Source organism: Streptomyces lunalinharesii, assembly GCF_039532155.1.
GTDB classification, from domain to species: Bacteria; Actinomycetota; Actinomycetes; order Streptomycetales; family Streptomycetaceae; genus Streptomyces; species Streptomyces lunalinharesii.
On record NZ_BAAARK010000016.1, the window covers coordinates 109,290 to 127,487 of the forward strand.

Here is an 18,198-nt window from a genome sequence, read left to right on the forward strand (position 1 = left end):
CTCGCCGTCAGGCCAACTCCAGCAGGAGCGCGGCGAGTTCCTCGGGGCGGTTGCTCGGGATCTGGTGGTTGGAGGTGATTTCGTGGTAGCGCCAGTCGGGGGACTTCGCGACGCGGTCGGCGGCGGTCCAGAACGGGCCGGGCGGTTCCGGTCGGGGTTCGCCGATGGCCTTGATGTAGGTGCGGGTGAAGGGGTACTCCTCCGGCGGGCGGGTCAGGCGCACGGGTTCGGTGAAGGTGCCGATCGGTTGCGGGGTGCGCCGGGCGGTGACCCAGGCACCGACTTCGGGGTCCTCGAACTCGCGCAGCGGCGGCGGTACCAGCCAGCTGTCGCCCAGGGCGGTGATGCGGGGGTGGGTGGCGCCGCCGGGGACGCCGGCTGCCTGGCCGTCGGCGGGGAGGAAGGCGTCGAGGTAGACGAGGTGGCGTACCCGGTCGGCGATGTGGTCGAGGGCTCCGGTGATCACGCAGCCGCCGTAGGAGAAGCCGAGCAGCACGATGTCGTGGAGGTCTTCGTAGCGGATGCAGTTGACGACGTCGGTGACGTGGGTGGTCAGGCCGACCTGCGGGCTCGCCAGGTGGGCGCGTTCGCCGATGCCGGTCAGGCTCGGGGTGAAGACCCGGTGGCCGGCGCGTTGGAGGAGGTCGCGGACGCGACGGAAGTCGTGGGCGCCGCTCCAGGCACCGTGGACGAGGACGAAGGTTGCCATGGCGTAGTGCTCCACCCAAGGTGAGGAGTGTCCGGGCGAGGGTGCCGGTGCGGGCGGCCCGGGCGGGTCGGGGTCAGGTCGGGTCGGTCACCACGGTGAGGTGACGGGGCGGGGGTTGGACGCGGGTCAGGTCCGCTTCCAGCAGTACGGTGTCGGCTTCGCGGGCGACCTCACGGAAGCCCGCGAAGCGGTACGTCACGAACATCATCCGGTTGCGCCCGGTCTCGACGAACTCGGCCTGTAGTCGTGCCTTGTTGTCGCGGGCCAGGGTCATGATGTGGTTGAGCAGGACCGCGCCGACGCCGCGGGACATGACGCGGCAGGACATCAACAGCAATCGCAGCCTCCAGACCGTCTCGCCGGTCTCGATCAACGCCAGCCCGATCTTCCCGTACGGGCCGAAGCGGTCTTCGAGTTCGGCGACGAGCAGCAGGTGGTCGGGCGACTGGCACAGTACCTTGAGTTCCTCGTACGAGTAGGTCCTTCCGGTGGAATTCAGCTGATTCGTACGGATGGTGAGTTCCTCGGCCCGCTGGAGGTCCTCCTCCGCTGCGGGGGTGAGGGTGAAGACCATGTCGAGGGTGGCCAGGAAGTCCTCGCCGGTGGCCGTTGCCGCCTTTTCCGCCTGGTCGCGGGCGAGGCCGCTTTGGTACATCGCCCGTCGGTTGCGCGATTCGTCGGTGCGGAAGCGTGGCTGGAATTCTTCCCATTCCGTGAGGGCGGTGGCGGCCTCGTCGGCGTCCACGCACAGCACCTGCGGGTGGCGGAAGGCGACTTCCTCGCGTTCGAAGGGCTGGTCGTCGACGAAGGCGAGGGAGTCCACGCCGATGTTGAGGGCGCCGGCGATCTCCGCGATCGAGGCGGACTTGGGGTTCCAGTTGATCTGGGGGTGGAGGAAGTAGTCGGCCAGTCCGCACCGCGTGAGGGCGGCCCAGGCGGCGTCGTGGTCGTTCTTGCTGGCGACGGACTGCAGGATGCCCCGCGCGTCGAGCGCCTCGACCAGTGCGACGAGGTGCGGTCGGGGCGTGACGTCGCCGTCTTCGAGGAGGACACCGTCCCAGAGGGTGTCGTCGAGGTCCCAGACCACGCATTTGACCCGGCCGCGGGGCGGCTTGTCGCGCGGGGTGTCGCGTCGGCCGCCGGCTGGTGCGGTGCCGGGTGTCCGGCTGCTCATCTGTACGCCTCCTCCGCGATCTGGACCTCCTGGATCTGGGTGCTGCCCTCGATGATCTCCATGACCTTGGCGTCGCGGTAGTACCGCTGCACGGGGTGGTCGGTGGAGCAGCCGGCGGCGCCGTGGAGTTGGACGGCGTCGGCGGCGGCGCGGCTGGCGGCGGTGGCGGCGAAGTACTTGGCGATCCAGGTGGCCATGATGGTGTGCGGGTCGTCGTCGTCCTTGAGCCGGCCGGCTTCCCGGCACAGCAGGCGGGCGGCCCGGACGTCGGTGACCATCCGGGTGAGCATCCGGCGCACGAGTTGGTGGTCGCCGAGCGGGACGGGGCGGTTGCCCTTGAGGGCGGCGTGGGCGGCGCTGGCCTCCATGCAGGCTTGGAGGATGCCCACGCAGCCGCAGGCCACGCTGTACCTGCCGATGTCGAGGACGCCGGTGAGGACGGTGGCGAGCGCGAAGCCCTCCGGGCCGAGCACGGCGTCCGCGCCGAGGGGGCAGTGGTCGAAGTCGATCTCGGCGAGCATGCTGGCCCTGGTGCCCAACATGCCGGTGCGCGGGCGGATGCTGAGGCCGGGGGTGTCGCGTTCGACGAGGAAGGCGGTCAGGCCGCGTTCGGTGCGGGCGAAGACCAGTAGCAGGGTGGCGAGTTGGCCGCCGGTGATCCAGCGCTTGTGTCCGTCGAGGGTGTGGCCGGCGGAGTGGCGGGTTGCGGTGGTGGCCAGTTGGGCGGCGTCGCTGCCGCCTTCCGGTTCGGTCAGGCAGAACGCGCCGAGTGCCTGCCCGCTGGCCAGGCGGGGCAGCCACCGCTCGCGTTGGTCCGCGCTGCCCCAGCGGGCGACGGCGTGGGCCACCATCGAGTGCACGGTGAGCAGGCTGCGCACGGAGGAGCAGCCGCGGCCGACCTCCTCGTGCAGGGCGCCGAGGGTGACGAGGTCCAGGCCGGCGCCGCCGACGTCGGTGGGGAGGATCGCGCCCCACCACCCCAGTTCGCCGAGGCGGGCCAGCAGGTCGTCGGGGAGGCGTTCGTCGCGGTCGAACCGGTCGGCGTGCGGGGCGATCTCGGCGTCGACGACGGCACGGAAGGCGGTGGTGTCGGGGAAGGGGTCAGGCATCCGGTCGGGTTCCCGTCAGTCGTTCGACGAGCTTGGTCATGGCCGTCACGGTGCGGAAGTTGTCGAGTTCGAGGTCCTCGTTCGGTATCTGCACGGCGAAGTGCTTCTCGACGAACATGATCAGTTGGATGGTGAACAGGGAGTTGGCGATGCCGCGGCCGAAGAGGTCCTCGTCGTCGGCGATCGTCAGGTTGGGGAAGCTGTCGGCCAGGAACGTCGCGAGGTCGGAGCGGATGTCGGTCAACGGTCAGCCTCCCAGCCGTGGGATCCGTACGAGAAGAACCCCTGCCGGGTTTTGCGGCCCTGCAGTCCGGCGTCGACCATCTGCTTGAGCAGGGGGCAGGGGCGGTACTTGCTGTCGTTGAAGCTGTCGTGGAGGACTTCGATGCTGCGCAGGATGGTGTCGACGCCGATCAGGTCCGCGGTGGCCAGCGGGCCCATGGGGTGGCCGAAGCAGGAGGTGAAGACCGCGTCGACCTGTTCGGCGGTGGCGACGCCCTCGTGGACGAGGAAGGCGGCCTCGTTGATGGTGAGCATGAGGACGCGGTTGGAGACGAAGCCGGGCGAGTCGTTGACGACGATCGCGGTCTTGCCCATGGTGGCCAGCAGTTCCTCGGCGGTGGCCACGGTGGCCGGCGTGGTGTGGTGGCCGGGGATCAGCTCCACCACGGGCTTCATCGGGACCGGGTTCATGAAGTGGATGCCCAGGACCTGGGGGGCGCGCCGGGTGAGGGAGGCCAGGCGGGTGATGGGAAGGGCGGAGGTGTTGGCGGCGAAGACGCAGTGCGGGGGGCAGACGTCGTCGAGGACGGGGTAGACCCGTTGTTTGATCTCCCAGCTCTCGGTGACGTTCTCGATCACGAAGTCGACGTCGTGGAGGTCCGCGTAGTCGGTGGTGAAGGTGATCGCCCGGAGGGCCCGGTCGGTGTCGACGGGTTCCTTGGTCGCGCCGACCAGGCGGCTCAGGCGCAGTTCGGTGCGTATGCGGGTGGCGGTGGAATCCAGGATGTCCTTGCTGACGTCGATCAGCACGACGTCGTGACCGGCCGTCGCCAGGCTCTGGGCCACTCCCCCGCCCATGATGCCCGCGCCGATCACCCCGACCCGACTCATGTCTGCCTCCTGTGGTGTTGGTGGGGGCCGACGAGGAGGGTGCCGGCCCGGTGTGCGTGCGGTGGTGTGCGGTGCCTCGGTGGATGGCTGCGTGGGTGTGCCGGTGGTGGTGCGGGTGGCGTCATGTGCGCTCCGTCTGGGGGGTTGGTTCGGTGAGGACGTCGGCGAGCGCGGCGACGGTGAGGTGGTCGAAGAGGGTCTGCAGGGTGAGGTGGACCTGGCAGGTCTCGCGGATGCGGGCGACGAGGGTGATGCCGAGGAGGGAGTGGCCGCCGAGGTCGTAGAAGTTGTCGTGGATGCCGACGGGTTCGACGCCGATGTGGTCGCGCCACAGGTCGGCCAGGCGCTGTTGGAGGGGGGTCGTCGGGGCGACGTAGGGGGTGGCCAGTGGGGGCCGGGCGTGGGCCCGGGGCGGTGTGGTGGGCTGGGGGTCGGCGGGTTCGGGTCGCAGGGCCCCGACGTTGCCCATGAGCGCCGTCAAGTCCTTGGTCGCGACGATGACTTGAGGCGTGACGTCGCGGGCCAGGATGCGTTCGAAGGCGTCGGTGCCCTCGGCGGGGAGGATGCCGGTCTCCAGGTGGGCGCGGAAGGCGTTCTCCTCGTGGGACGGGCCGGGCGGGTGCGGGTGGCGGAAGGCGGGCACCTCGTCGGAGGTGCCGTCGCGCAGCGCGACCAGCTTGGTGTCCAGGGCGCGGGCCTTCTTCATGACGAAGTCCCGGACGGTCAGCAGGACGCGGCCGTCCTCGTCGAGGAGGGTCACGTCGAAGGAGCGGGTCTCGTGCGGCGTGCCCGCCCCCTCGGTGCGCTGGGTCAGGAGGGTGTGGAGGCGGGGCGGGAGGGGTGCGTGCATGTCGATGGCGCGGTAGCGCAGCGGCATGAGGTAGTCGCGTTCCAGGTAGAGGCTGACGAATCCGGTGGCGACGTCGAGGAGGAAGGGGTGCAGGCCCAGGGCGGTGACCTCGTCGGCGTAGGGCTCGGGAACGGCCAGTCGGGCCAGGACGTGCCCCTCCCCCACCCAGACGCGTTCGACGCACTGGGAACGCGGGCCGAAGGTCATCGGGCCGTGGTGGGTGACGGCTCCCGCGTCGCGCAGGGCGTGGCGCGCTATCAGGTCGGGGATGGCCTGCGGCGGGGTGTCTGTGGCGGGCCGGGGCGGGGCGGGGCGGACCCGGCCGGTGACGTGTTCGGTCCAGTGCGGGCCGCTGGTGCCCGGGTGGCCGGCGCGGCTGGCGACGGAGAACTGGTACGCGTCGGCGTGCTTCTCCAGGACGACGTGGACTTCGCGGGCCTGGCCGTCGCCCAGGACGACGGGGGCGAGGAAGAGGACGTCTTCGAAGTCGACCAGGTGGCCGTGGCCCTGGTCGGCCACGGCGGCCCGCACCATCTCCAGGTACGCGGTGCCGGGGATGACGGGGTGGCCGAGCATGCGGTGTTCGTCGACGAGCCAGTCGTCGGGGCTGGTGAACCGCGTGGCGTAGACGGCGTGGGTGGGGGTGGTGGCCAGGCACGTGTGCAGGAGGGGGTGGTCGACGGGGCGGTGCTCGGGGTGCGGCGGGGCGGCGGGGGTGAGGGTGTTGACCGCCATGCCCACTTCCTGCCAGGCGTCCCAGTTGACCGCGACCGTGTGCGGGCCGTCGGCGGTGCTGCGGTACCGGGCGTAGGCGTCCAGGAAGGCGTTGGCGCTGCAGTAGTCGACCTGGCCGAGTCCGCCGCTGACGGCGATGGTGGAGGAGCACAGCAGCAGGAAGTCCAACGGGCTCTCGCGCAGCAGGGAGTCGAGGACCAGCGTGCCGTGGACCTTGGGGGCCAGTACGGCGTGTGCGGTGGCGGGGTCCTTCAGTTGCATCAGGCCGCCGCCGGGGATGCCGGCGGCGTGGATGACGCCGTCGAGCGGGCCGAACCGTTCGCGGGCGGTGGCCAGGGCGGTGCGCATCTGGGGCGCGTCGGTCACGTCGGCGGTGAGCACCAGTACTTGCGCGCCGAGTTCCTCCAGGGCGGTGACGTCGCGGATCTTGGTGGCGGTGGCGTCGTCGGCGTCGTGGGTGGCGAGCCAGTCGTCCCAGTCGTGCCGGGCGGGGAGTGCGGAGCGGCCCACCAGGACGAGGCGGGCCCGGGCCGTGCGGGCCAGGTGTGCGGCGAGGGTCCGGCCGATGCCGCCGAGTCCGCCGGTGATCAGGTAGACGCCGTGGTCCCGGATGCGGGGCGGGCGGTGCGCGGGGCGCGCGAGGGGCAGTGGTTGCCAGCCGGGGGTGAAGCGGGTGCGTCCGCGGTGGGCGACGACCGGGTCGGTGGCGGGCCGGCGGACGAGTTCGGTGAGCAGGCGGTCCAGTGCGCGGTCGGTGAGGCGGGGGCGGTCGGTGGCGGGGCCGAGGTCGATGCTCTGGGTCGTCAGCCGGGGGTGTTCCTGCGGGGCGACCAGGCAGGGCCCGGTGACGGTGGCCTTTTCGGGGCTGATCGGCTCGCCGTCGGTGACTTGGCGGAGGCCGTTGGAGACCACGGCCAGGTGGAGCGGGTCGTCGGTGCCGAGGGCACCCCATGCCTGGGTGAGGGCGAGCAGGCTGGCGAAGCCGCGGCGCCGGTGGTCGTCGTACCGGTCCGGGCCGGGCGGTGCGGGGGCGTCGGCGGTGACGGTCCACAGGTGGGCGACCGTGTGGGGCAGGCGGTCGTGTGCGGCCAGGTCCCGCAGCAGTGCGTGGTAGTCCTCGGTCCGGTCCGGGTCGAGGGTGGCGTGCCGGTCGTCGTGGTGGAAACGGGCCGCGGGCGCAACGGTGGTGACGTCGTGCCCGGTCCGGCGCAGGCGTCCGGCCAGGCGTTCGCCGAAGCCGAGGTCGTCGAGGAACAGCAGCCACCGTTGCGGGTGTGCGGCCAGCTCCTCGTCGTCGACGGGGGCCGGTGGTGCGGTGGAGGTCCAGGTGGGGACGGAGAACCAGTCGGCGAGGTCGGGGAGCTTGCGCAGCGGGTCGGTGGACGCCGGCGTCGGTGCCTGGGTGCCGGGTGGGCGGTGGGCGTCCCGGCCCGGGGTGGTGGGCAGGTCGATCCAGTACCGCTGGCGTTGGAACGGGTAGGTGGGCAGGGGGACCCGCCCGGGTTCCGCCCCGGAGTGGACGCGGTCCCAGTCCGGTTCCAGGCCGGCCAGCCACAGTCGGCCGAGGGTGGCCAGGAGGAACGGGCCGGCACCCTGGTCGTCGTGGGCGGCGGGCAGCGAGGACAGCGCCGTGCGGCTGCCGTCGCCGTCCTCGGGCAGCAGTTGCAGTGCCAGGCTGCTGTACGCCTGTCCGGGCCCGACCTCCAGCAGGATGCGGTCGGGGTCCTGCCACAGCTCTTGGACGCCGCTGGAGAAGCGCACGGTCTGGCACATGTGCCGGGCCCAGTAGGTCGGGTCGGTGGCTTCGGCGTCGGTGATCCAGGTCCCGGTGACGTTGGAGAGGTAGGGGATGCGGGGCGGGCGGAGGGTGACGGTGCGGGTGAGTTCGGTGAACGGCGCGCGGGCCGGTTCCATCATCCGGGAGTGGAAGGCGTGCGTGGTCTGGAGCCGGCGGCAGGCGATCTCGTCGTCGGTGAGCCGCCGTTCGACCTCGGCGACCGCGTCGGTCGGACCGGCCAGGACGGTCAGGGCGGGGCCGTTGAGGGCGGCGACGCACAGCCGGTCGTCGACGGCGCGCGCCGCCGCCTCGGGGAGCGAGACGGCGAGCATCGCGCCGCCGTCCAGGCGGTCGATGAGCAGTGCGCGCCGGGCGACGAGGCGGGTGGCGTCCTCCAGGGAGAGTACCTCCGCGACGCAGGCGGCCACCCACTCGCCGATGCTGTAGCCGATCAGGGCCTGCGGGGTGACGCCCCAGTCCTGCCAGAGCTGCGCCAACGCCCACTCGACCATGAACGTGGCGGGCTGGGCGTAGCGGGTGTGGTGGAGTTCGGCGGCGCCGGGGGACGGTGGGGCGCCGCGGCCGAGCATCCTGCGCAGGTCGAGCCCGCCGCCGTGCGGGGCCGGGGCCTCGGGGGCCCGGTCCGTGGGGTACAGCAGGGTGCGCAGGTCGATGTCGAGGTGGGGTTGGAAGAGTTGGGCGCAGCGGTCGATCTCCCGGCGGAAGACCGGTTCGTGGGTGTAGAGGTCGTGCGCCATGTGCGGGTACTGGTCGCCCAGGCCGGAGAACATGAAGGCGACCGGGCGGGTGCTGCGCTGGCCGGTGTGTTGCCGTTGCCGTAGCAGTCGGCGGGGGTCCCGGGTGGCGAGGGCCTCGGCGGCGTCGGTGGCGTCGCGGCAGACGAGGGCTTGGCGGTGGGTGAAGGGGGTGCGGCCGGCCTGGAGGGTGTAGGCGACGTCCGTCAGGTGCTGGTCGGGGGTCTCGCGCAGGTGCGTGGCCAGGCGGCCGGTGGCGGCTTCCAGGGCGGTGTCGGTGCGGCCGGAGAGCAGCAGGAGGTGCCAGGGCCGGGTGGCGCTGGTCGTGGGGCGGGCGGGGGCCTCTTCGAGGACGGCGTGGGCGTTGGTGCCGCCGGTTCCGAAGGAGCTGACGCCGGCCCGGCGGGGGGTTTCGTCGGTCTTCCAGTCGGTGAGTTCGGTGCAGACGTGGAAGGGCGAGCGGTCGAAGTCGATGTCGGGGTTGGGGCGGTGGTAGTGCAGGCTGGGCGGGATCCGGCGGTGCCGCAGGGCCAGGGTGGTCTTGATGAGTCCGGCGAGGCCGGCAGCGGCGTGCGTGTGGCCGATGTTGGACTTGACGGAGCCCAGGGCGCACTGGCCGGTACGGTCGGTGCCGGCGCGGAAGGCGCGGGTGAGTCCTTCGACCTCGATGGGGTCGCCCAGTGCGGTGGCGCTGCCGTGCGCCTCGACGTAGCCGATGGTGCCGGGGTCGACGTCGGCCATCAGGTGGGCGGCGCGGACGGCGCGGGCCTGGCCGGTGACGCTCGGGGCGCTGAAGCCCACCTTGGCGGCGCCGTCGTTGTTGATGGCGGATCCCTTGATGACCGCGTGCACGGTGTCCCGGTCCGCGAGCGCGTCCTCCAGGCGCTTGAGGACGACGACGCCCACACCGCTGGAGCTGACGGTGCCTTGGGCCTGGGCGTCGAAGGAGCGGCAGTGCCCGTCGGGCGAGAGGATGCCTCCGGGTTCGTAACGGTAGCCCTCGGTGTGCTCGGCCCGTACGGTGCTGCCGCCGGCCAGGGCGAGGTCGCAACTGCCGCTGAGCAGGGCCTGTCCGGCGAGGTGGACGGCCACCAGGGAGGTGGAGCAGGCGGTTTGGACGCTGACGGCGGGGCCGCGCAGGTCGAGTTTGTAGGCGGTGCGGGTGGCGAGGTAGTCCGCTTCGTTGCTGAGGTGGGTGAGCAGCCAGCCGGCCGCTTCGGTCAGCTCGGGGTGTGCCTGGAGGTGGCGCAGGTAGGTGTTCTCGTAGCATCCGGCGTAGACGCCGGTGGCGGCGGGGCGGCGCTCGTTGGCGTATCCGCTGTCCTCCAGGGCTTCCCAGGCACATTCCAGGAAGAACCGGTGTTGGGGGTCGATGAGTTCGGCTTCGCGGGGCGTGATCTGGAAGAACTCCGCATCGAACAGGGCCGGGTCGGCGAGGATGCCGCGGGCCTTGACGTAGTCGGGGTGGTCCAGGAGGGCCGGCGGCACCCCGGCTTCGGCGAGGGCGTCCGCGTCGAAGTGGGTGAGGGATTCGACGCCGTCGCGGAGGTTGTTCCAGAACTGGCCGACGTTCTCGGCACCCGGGTAGCGGCAGGCCATGCCGACGATGGCGATTTCCAGTCCGGTGCTCATATCTCGGCGTCCCGCTGCCGGCGGCGCTGCTGGAGTTGTTGCGCCAGGCGCCGGTTGCCCGCCGCCGCGTCGGGTGCCCGGTCCGGTTCGGTGCGGTCGTCGTCGCGGGCCAGGTAGTCGGCCAGGGCGCCGACGGTGGGGCGGGCGAAGAGTTCCACGACGGGTACGTCCGTGCCGAGGGCGTCGTGCAGGCGCACCTGGAGCTGTCGGACGAGCAGGGAGTTGCCGCCGAGGTCGAAGAAATGGTCCTGGGTGCCGACGCGTTCGCGGCCGAGCAGGTCGCACCAGATGGCGGCGATGCGGGTCTCCAGCGCCGTGCTGGGTGCGGTCTGCCGACCGGTGGTGGGGCGTGCCAGGCGGGTGGCGAGTGCGGCGCGTTGGATCTTTCCGGTGGTGGTGCGGGGGATGGCCGGCAGGCGGAAGAGGCGTCGGGGGACCTTGGGCGCTGCCAGGCGGGTGGCCAGGAACGCGGTCAGCTCGTCGTCCTCGATCGGGGTGGTGACGACGAGGGCGGCCGCCACTTCTTCCCCGAGGGTGGCGTGCGGGAGGGGGAAGACCGCGGCCTCGGCCACCGCGGGGTGGGCCAGGAGTGCCTCTTCCACTTCCACGGGTGAGATCTTCGTCCCGCCGCGGTTGATGATCTCCTTGATGCGGCCGGTGAGGAAGAGGAAGCCGTCCTCGTCGAGGTGGCCCCAGTCCCCGGTGCGGAGCCAGCCGTCGGTGAAGGTCTGGGCGTCGGCCGTGGGGTTGTCGTCGTAGCCGGCGATGACGGTGGCGCCGCGGAGCACGATCTCGCCGTTCTCGCCCGGGGGCAGGAGGCCGCCGTGCTCGCCGCGGATGGCGATCTCGTTGCCGATGGACACCCCGACCGAGCCGGGTTTCCGGGGGGCGGGCGGTAGGGGGTTGCTGGTGACGATGGAGCACGCCTCGGTCATGCCGTAGGAGTCGATGACCGGTGCCTGCACGGCGCGTTCCAGTGCCTGGCGCAGGTCGGCCGGGAGCGGGGCCGAGGCGGAGCGGACGAAGCGCAGGGGCTGCCGGAGGGCGTCCGGGCGGGTCGTCAGGGCGCCGACGATCGCCTGGTGGACGGCGGGGACGGCGGTGTACCAGGTGGGGGTGAAGGCGGTCAGCCAGTCGGGGAAGGCGGTGGCGTCGAACCCTTCGGGGCACACGACGCTGGCGCCGGCCCACAGGGTGGCCAGCAGCGGGCTCATCAGTCCGTGTCCGTGGAAGAGCGGCAGCACGTTCAGGCAGCGGTCGCGGTCTTCGAGCTGGAGGCTGGTGGCGATGTTGCGGGCGGAGTGGCAGACGATGTCGTGCGTCTGCGGCACGAGTTTGGGGCGGCCGGTGGTGCCGGAGGTGTGCATGAGGAAGGCGATGTCGGCGGCGCGCCCGGCGTCGTCGTCGGGTGGGGCGGGTTGGGCGGGCGACCGGCGGGCCGGGGACGGTGCGGCGTCCGGGTCGGGGACGAGGTCGAACGTGCCGGCCGCGCCGTCGGGGACGGGCACGAGGTGCAGCAGGGTGCGGCCCTGGGCGCGGGCGACGGCGGCGGCCAGGGTGTCGGCGCCCTGTCGGACGATGACCGCGCGGGCGTCCATGTCGGTGAAGAAGGCGTCGAATTCCCGGGCCGTGCCGGTGGGATCGAGCGGCGCGACGACGGCGGTGCGGGCCACGGTGACGAACGCGGCGGCGGCGTGCGGCCCGTGGGGCAGGGCGACGGCGACCCGGTCGCCGCGCCCGATGCCCGCGGCGGCCAGCCCGCGTGCGGTGCGCTCGGCCTGCTGGTGCAGTGCGCGGTACGTCAGGGCGGGAACGTTCGGGCACAGGACGGCCGGTGCCTGCGGCCGGTGCGCGTTGTGGTGGTCCAGCAGTTCGCCGAGGTGGCGGATGCGCGCGGCGCTCGGTTCCTGGGCGGTGGCGGCGTCCTTCGCAGGGGTCACGTGGAGTTCCTCTCGGACAGGGAGGGCACCGGCGGGCGGGGCGGCTGCGGTCCTGTTCGGCCCGTGGGCGGGCGGTTCGCGCGGCGGGCCCGGGCTGGTGGCGCACCGCCCGTGCAGGCGTGCGGTCAGCCGTGCCAGGCGTTGTCCTTGGAAGACGGCCGCCTCGACGGTGGCGTCCGCGGGCCGTGCGCCGCCCGCGGTGCAGTGCGCGGTGCCGTAGGGGTTCCCGCCGGCCGCCGCGACGGCGGGGTCGGTGTAGCCGGGGGGCACGATGACCGCTCCCCAGTGGTGCAGGGCGTCGTAGAGCGCCAGGAGGGCGGTTTCGCTGCCGCTGTGCGGATGGCGGGTGGTGACGAAGGCGGTGACCGTCTTTCCCCTCAACTCACCTGTGGTGCAAAGGGGTTCGCAGGACGCCAGGAACTGTGACAGGAGCGGTGCGACGATGCCGGCGCGGACCGGCGCGCCGAACGCGACGGCGTCGGCCCAGGCGACGTCGGCGGGCGTGGCGGCCCGGGTACCGGACGGCGTGCGGGCGGCGCCGGGCGGTGCGAGCGGGCGGAGCCTGACCTCGGCGTGTGGGGAACGGGCTCCGTGGGCGAGGGCGTCGGCCAGGATGCGGGTGCCGGCGCAGTCGGGGTGGTGGAGGACGGCGATGCGGGTGGGGCGGGTGGTGATGCGGGCGGCGGTGTGGGAGGCGGCGAGTCGGTGCGCGTAGTGGCCGAGCCGGCGGCCCAGGGCGTCCGCGGCGCGCAGGTACGCCGCGGGGACGGCGCCGTCGGTGGCCGGGGGTGCGCCGACGCCGTAGGGGTTGGCGCCGGCGGCGGTGAAGGAGCTGTCGGTGGGGTCGGCCGACATGATCAACGTGCCCCAGTGGTACATGCTGCGGTACAGCGCGAGCAGGGTGGCTTCGCGGCCGCCGTGCGGGCTGTTGGCGCTGGTCATGCCGGTGACCACCCGGTCGGCGAGGGCGCCGGCGCGCCACAGGTCCGAGGTCGATTCGAGGAACTGCTTCAGCGCGGCGGAGACGTTGCCGAAGTAGGTGGGCGTGCCCAGCACGATGCCGTCGGCCCACAGCACGTCGTCGTGCGTGGCGACCGGAACGGGGTGGGGTGCACCGGGTGGTGGCCCCTGCTGTGCGCGGTCCTCGACGCGGCGCAGGCGCACGGCGGCGCCGCCTGCCAGCGCACCGTCCGCGGCGGCTCGGGCGAGCGCGTGGAGGGTGCCTTTCCTGCTGTGGTAGATGACCGCGACATGAGGGGCTCGCTGCATGATTCCCTGTCTCAGGAGGACTCGGCCAGTCGGAACCCGACCGCGTAGAAGCCGCGGTCGTACAGTCCGTGTCGGCGCCGGCAGCGCGCCACGTCTCCCCGGCGGGTGAAGCTGCCGCCCCGCACGATGCGGTAGGTGCTCTGGGCGCGCAGCACCTCGTTGGCGGAGTGCATGCCGCCGGCGTACGGCAGCAGGTCGTCGGCGACGAGTTCGCCGCCCGGGTAGGGGCGGTAGTCGTCGGCCACGTACTCCTCGACGTTGCCGGCCAGGTCCAGGACGCCGAACGGGGAACGGCCCGCGGGGTAGCTGCCGATGGGGGTCGCGGACAGCGGTCCGGCTTCGGAGGTGTTGGCGCGGTCGGGGGCGAAGGCGTCGCCCCAGGGGAATTCGCGGCGCTGCCCGCCGGTGGCGGCGTACTCCCACTCGGCTTCGGATGGCAGCCGGAAGGCCCGCCCGGTGCGGTGCGCGAGCCACTCGGCGTAGGCGTCCGCCGCCTGGGCGGGGACGGTCCACACCGGGTGGTTGCCGAGGTGGTCGGGGTAGCAGCCGAAGTGCCAGGAGGTGGGGAGCCAGCGGGCGCGGGTGTCTTCGAGGAACACCCGGTACTCGTGGTTGGTGACCGGGTAGCGCATCAGGCGGAACGCGGCGAGGTCGACGTCGTGCGCCGGACACTCCTTGCGCAGGAAGTCCTCTTGGAGGCCGGTGTGCCGCCACTGGGCGAGGACCTCCGGCAGGCGGTCCGCCTCCAGGCCGATGCGGGCGCGGGCGCCGGGGACGTCCACCATCGGGGGGTCGTCGGGGCGGATGCGGGGGTCCCCCACCAGGCCGCACAGGTTGCCGGCCGCGTGGCGGCGGGCGAAGGGGACGTCCGGGTCCTCGGCGAGGGCCACCAGTGCGTCGGGGGTTTCCCCTCGCAACTCGGCGGCGTGGCGCTGGAGTTCGGTGGGCCGGGTGCGTCCTTCGAACCAGGCCGGCAGCCGCATGGCGTGCCGGTCGCCGATCAGGTCGGTGTTGGGGGGCACGGGGCGTCCGCTGGCGACCGTCACGCCGCGACCTCCTCGACCAGGCGGAAGCCGATGGCGTAGATCTTGCGGTCGAACCAGCCGTGCCGTCGGGAGCAGCGGGCGAGGTCGCCGAAGCGGGTGAAGCTGCCGCCGCGGGCGATGCGGTAGGAGCCGGCGGCGGTGAGGTCGTCGGCCACTGCGGCGCCGCCCGGGTAGGGGCGGTAGTCGTCGGCGACGAACTCCTCGACGTTGCCGGCCATGTCCTCGGCGCCGAACGGGGTGCGGCCGGCCGGGTAGATGCCGACGGGGGAGGTGGTGAGGGGGCCGTCCTCGACGGTGTTGGCGTGGTCGGGCCGGAAGGCGTCGCCCCAGGGGTACGCGCGGTCGCGGCCGCCGGTCGCGGCGTACTCCCACTCGGCTTCGGTGGGCAGCCGGAAGTGGCGGCCGGTGCGGGCGGCCAGCCACCCGGCGTAGGCGTCGGCGTCCTGCGGTCGGACGGTCCAGACGGGGTGGTTGGCGCGGTGCAGGGGGTAGCCGCCGAATTCCCAGGAGGTGGGGAGCGCCTCGGCGCCGGTGTCGGCGAGGAAGGCGCGGTATTCGAGGTTGGTGACCGGGTACCGCATGATCCGGAAGGCGTCGAAGTGGATCTGGTGGCGGGGGCATTCCTTGACGATCCAGGATTCCTGCACCCCGACGTCGGCCCAGTCGTCGACGACCTGTTGGACCTGGTCCTCCGGGAGTCCGATGGCGCAGTGTGCGGCGGGCAGGGCCACCGTGTCCGGGTCGTCGGGCCGGATCCGGGGGTCGCCGCGCAGTCCCAGGAGGGTGCCGGCGGCGTAGCGGCGGGCGAAGTCCGCGGTGGCGTCGCCGCACAGGTCGACGAGTTCGGCGGGTGCGCGGCTCAGCAGGTCGGCGTGGCGGGCGAACAGGTCGTGCGGGAGGCGTTCGACCAGTGCGGCGGGCAGTCCCATGGCGGACCGGTCGTCGAGCCGGTTGGGGTCGGTGACGGTGGGTCGGGGCCGTCCGGTGGAGGTGGTCACGCCGTCGTCCCGGGGAGTTCGTAGACCTGGCTGTCGTAGGAGCCGGCCAGGAACAGGCCCCGGTCGGGGTCGTGGGACAGGGAGGAGATGCCGGCGGTGGTCGGGCGTTCCTCGATGGTCCACCGGTCGCCGGCGCGGTCGTAGATCTTGACGTGGCCGTGGTAGGAACCGGTCGCGATCAGTCGGCCGGCGGCGTCGGCGGCGACGCACTTGATGGAGTTGGGGTGCGTCGTGGGGATCACGCGAGAGGTGAAGTCCGGTGCCCAGAGCCGGAGTTTGAGGTCGCGTCCGACGCTGGCGAAGTGGCCGTCGGCGAGGCCCACGCAGCCGTTGGCGATGCGGTCGTGGGCGGCGTCGATGCGGTGGACGAGTTCCCTGGTGCGCGCGTCGTGCCAGGCGACGCCGGTGTCGGCGCACACGGAGAACAGCAGGTCGCCGGAGACGGCGACGCCCTTGACCGCGTTCTCGTGCAGGGGGAGGTCGGTGACGTGGTGGAGTTGGCCGTCCGGAGCGAGGCGGAAGACCAGCCCCTCGCCGGTGTAGGCACCCACCAGCAGGTGGGGGACCCCGTCCACGTCGTAGCGGACGCCGCAGTTGAGCGGCGAGCGGTGCTGGTGCAGGACGCGTCCGGTCGCGGCGTCCATCAGCTTGCCGAGTTGGCCGCCGGTGACCACGACCGTGGGGCTCAGCGGCGTGAGGAAGTTGCACAGGCTTCCCGTCTGCCCGTGCACCGCGCCGTCGCGCAGCACGGTGCCGGCGTCGCCGACCGTGTAGACGCTGCCGCCGTCGGCGCAGACCGCGTTGATGCCGGGGGTGGTGGGGACGGCGGCGTCGCTCCACTGGCCGCTGAGGTAGTCGTAGGTGCGGTAGGAGGCGCCGAACGTGCCGAAGACCAGGGTGTCCTTGGCGGCGAAGGCGCAGGAGCGGGGCCAGACGTCGTCGGGGATGTCGGACTGCCCGATCTGGCGGAGTTCCCGTTCGCCGGTGTCCCACAGCAGCAGTTTGCGGTCGTAGCTGAGGCTGACCAGGAGGCCGCGCTCGGCGCTCAGCACCAGGCGTTTGATGCCGGCGTCGTGTCCCTGGACGGTGGTGCGGTCCGCGCCGCGGATGACGATGATCTGGCCGCCGTCGTTGCCCGCGTAGAGGGTGCCGTCGGGGGCGCTGACGATGGTGTCGGTCTCGACGCCGCCGAGGTCGATGTCCTCCAGGAGGGCGCCGGTGGTGGCGGACCAGCGTTTGACGGTGCCGTCGTCGCTGGAGGTGACCAGTTGTTCTCCGTCGGCGGACCAGTCCACCGAGATGACGTCGGCGGTGTGGCCGACGCAGCAGTGCACCAGGGTGCCGGTGAAGTCGTAGACGCGCAGGTTGTGGTCGCGGGAGGCGGTGGCGATCCATTCCCGGGTCGGGTGGAACGCCGACATCTCCACGTCGTCGGCCTGTGCGTTGAAGACCGCGCGGAGCTTCAGGTCGGGGACGGACCACAGGCGTGCGCTGTAGTCACTGGACGAGGTGACCAGGAGGGTGCCGTCGGGGCTGAAGGCGCACTGGTTGGCGAGGTGGTCGTGCAGGACGCGGTTGACCGGGCGTTTGGTGGCCTGGTCCCACAGGATCACTTGGTTGTCGTAGCCGGCGCTGGCGATGTACTTGTCCTGGTAGGCCGCAATACCGCTGATGGGACTCTTGTGCGCGATCACGCGCGCCCTCCTCGTCAGTCGATTTCGATGGAATGGCCGGCGTACATGGCTTTTGCTTGGAGGTACTTGCGGTTCGCCTCGGTGAGGTGGACGGCGGTGCGCCGTTGACGGTGGACGGTGATACCGCCGGCCTCCAGCTGCCGGATCTTCTCCGGATTGTTGGAGAGGATCTCGATTTCCTTGAGGCCCATCGTGACGAGCATCTGGGCAGCCGAGGAGTAGGTGCGCTGGTCGTCGAGGAAGTTCAGGGCACGATTCGCTTCGAAGGTGTCCATGCCGGTGTCTTGCAGGGCATAGGCATCGATCTTGTTGTAGAGACCGATGTCCCGGCCCTCCTGACGGAGGTAGAGCAGGAGGCCGCCCTTGTCGTGCATCAAGGTCATGGCCTCGCGCAATTGCGGCCCGCAGTCGCAGCGGGTGGATCCGAGCACGTCACCGGTCAGGCACTCGGAGTGGAGCCGGACGAGCGGTACGGATTGGGTCAGCGCGTCCCCGAACACGACCATGAGGTGTTCGCGTCCGTCGTCGAGTCCGTCGAAGGTGATGATTTCGCTCGGCGCGAGCTTGCCGTCGGATATCTTCAACGGAATGCGCACCCGCGTGCGGACACGCGGAGGTTCCGGTTTCTCTCCGGCTGATTGATCGAGTACCGGATTCTTACTGAATGGGTAGGAAGAACGGTTTTCCAATGACATCCCCGCCATCCGAAGTTGGCTTGCGCGTCTTTCCGGAACCGCTTTTTCCGCTACCTACTGCACATGCCGCAGGCCCTTGATCCGGCGCCACAATCCCGCAAATCCCACAGCGTCGTCAAGCGGGACAACACGTCTCACGTGGTGGCGCTGGTGCCCTTGGTACGTCGCACTCGGTGCGGGCGGTCGGCCGCGTCGGAAAGGCCGCACAGGGGGCCGTCATTCCGGAAAGCGCGCAGGTGGCGAGCCGGCATCCCGGTCCGCCCCGGGCTCCTGCTGCCCGCCCGCCGGCGGCTGGGCGGGCCGGCGCCGGGCGGCGTGTGTCGTGTGGGCGCGCGCCGCCGCGGCCTGCACGATCGTCGACGTCCACGCCAACTCGCCGTAGGTGCCGCGCTGTTCCGGAATGGCGTCATGAAGTCGACGCCACAGTTCCACTTCGCTCCACAATACGAACCTCCGGTGCACCGTCGCGGGCGAGACGCCGAACGCCCTCGGCAGCTGGCGCCAGGCGCAGCCGCTGGTTAATACGTAGACCACTGCGGTGAAGACGATCCGCTCGTCTCGCGGGGCCGTTCCGCCGCCTTGTGGACGGTGGCCGAACGTCGGTAATAGCGGGGCGGCTATTTGCCACAGCCCGTCGGGAACGAGTCTGGCGAACAGGTCGCTGTCCATGAGGGGCGATGGTGCCCCAGGCCCATGCCACCA

The 18,198-nt window shown here is 71.9% G+C and carries 12 protein-coding genes; all 12 read right to left on the reverse strand.

Going from position 1 to position 18,198, the window contains the following annotated elements:
- Positions 1-7 precede the first annotated feature (7 nt).
- A complete protein-coding gene (locus tag ABD385_RS23585) occupies positions 8-709 on the reverse strand; it encodes an alpha/beta fold hydrolase (protein WP_344579422.1) in 702 nt (233 codons plus the stop codon).
- A gap of 73 nt (positions 710-782) precedes the next feature.
- Positions 783-1,883, reverse strand: a complete 1,101-nt coding sequence (locus tag ABD385_RS23590; protein ID WP_344579424.1) for an HAD-IIIC family phosphatase — start codon at positions 1,881-1,883, stop codon at positions 783-785.
- The gene (locus tag ABD385_RS23595; protein WP_344579426.1) at positions 1,880-2,992 is read right to left on the reverse strand and encodes an acyl-CoA dehydrogenase family protein; all 1,113 of its coding nucleotides are present in this window, start codon (positions 2,990-2,992) and stop codon (positions 1,880-1,882) included. The genes ABD385_RS23590 and ABD385_RS23595 overlap by 4 nt, the downstream gene beginning before the upstream one ends.
- On the reverse strand, positions 2,985-3,236 hold the full coding sequence (locus ABD385_RS23600) for an acyl carrier protein (protein WP_344579428.1): 252 nt from the start codon (positions 3,234-3,236) through the stop codon (positions 2,985-2,987). The genes ABD385_RS23595 and ABD385_RS23600 overlap by 8 nt, the downstream gene beginning before the upstream one ends.
- A complete protein-coding gene (locus ABD385_RS23605) occupies positions 3,233-4,105 on the reverse strand; it encodes a 3-hydroxyacyl-CoA dehydrogenase family protein (protein WP_344579430.1) in 873 nt (290 codons plus the stop codon). The genes ABD385_RS23600 and ABD385_RS23605 overlap by 4 nt, the downstream gene beginning before the upstream one ends.
- 121 nt (positions 4,106-4,226) lie before the next feature.
- Positions 4,227-9,854 carry a type I polyketide synthase gene (locus tag ABD385_RS23610; RefSeq protein ID WP_344579432.1) on the reverse strand — a complete coding sequence of 1,876 codons (5,628 nt, stop codon included), beginning with the start codon at positions 9,852-9,854 and terminating at the stop codon, positions 4,227-4,229.
- Positions 9,851-13,063, reverse strand: coding sequence for an AMP-binding protein (locus ABD385_RS23615; protein ID WP_344579434.1), 3,213 nt, complete (start codon positions 13,061-13,063; stop codon positions 9,851-9,853). The genes ABD385_RS23610 and ABD385_RS23615 overlap by 4 nt, the downstream gene beginning before the upstream one ends.
- Before the next feature lie 11 nt (positions 13,064-13,074).
- On the reverse strand, positions 13,075-14,109 hold the full coding sequence (locus ABD385_RS23620; RefSeq protein WP_344579436.1) for a formylglycine-generating enzyme family protein: 1,035 nt from the start codon (positions 14,107-14,109) through the stop codon (positions 13,075-13,077).
- The gene (locus tag ABD385_RS23625) at positions 14,106-15,107 is read right to left on the reverse strand and encodes a formylglycine-generating enzyme family protein (RefSeq protein ID WP_344579438.1); all 1,002 of its coding nucleotides are present in this window, start codon (positions 15,105-15,107) and stop codon (positions 14,106-14,108) included. Before ABD385_RS23625 ends, ABD385_RS23620 begins: the two co-directional genes overlap by 4 nt.
- Entirely contained in the window at positions 15,104-16,801 is a 1,698-nt protein-coding gene (locus ABD385_RS23630) for a WD40 repeat domain-containing protein (RefSeq protein WP_344579440.1), read from the reverse strand. The genes ABD385_RS23625 and ABD385_RS23630 overlap by 4 nt, the downstream gene beginning before the upstream one ends.
- 14 nt (positions 16,802-16,815) lie before the next feature.
- Complete coding sequence (locus ABD385_RS23635; RefSeq protein ID WP_344579442.1) at positions 16,816-17,496, reverse strand: GTP cyclohydrolase II; 681 nt, start codon at positions 17,494-17,496, stop codon at positions 16,816-16,818.
- A 216-nt stretch (positions 17,497-17,712) separates the two neighbouring features.
- The gene (locus ABD385_RS23640; protein ID WP_344579444.1) at positions 17,713-18,165 is read right to left on the reverse strand and encodes a transposase; all 453 of its coding nucleotides are present in this window, start codon (positions 18,163-18,165) and stop codon (positions 17,713-17,715) included.
- Between the last annotated feature and the right edge of the window lie 33 nt (positions 18,166-18,198).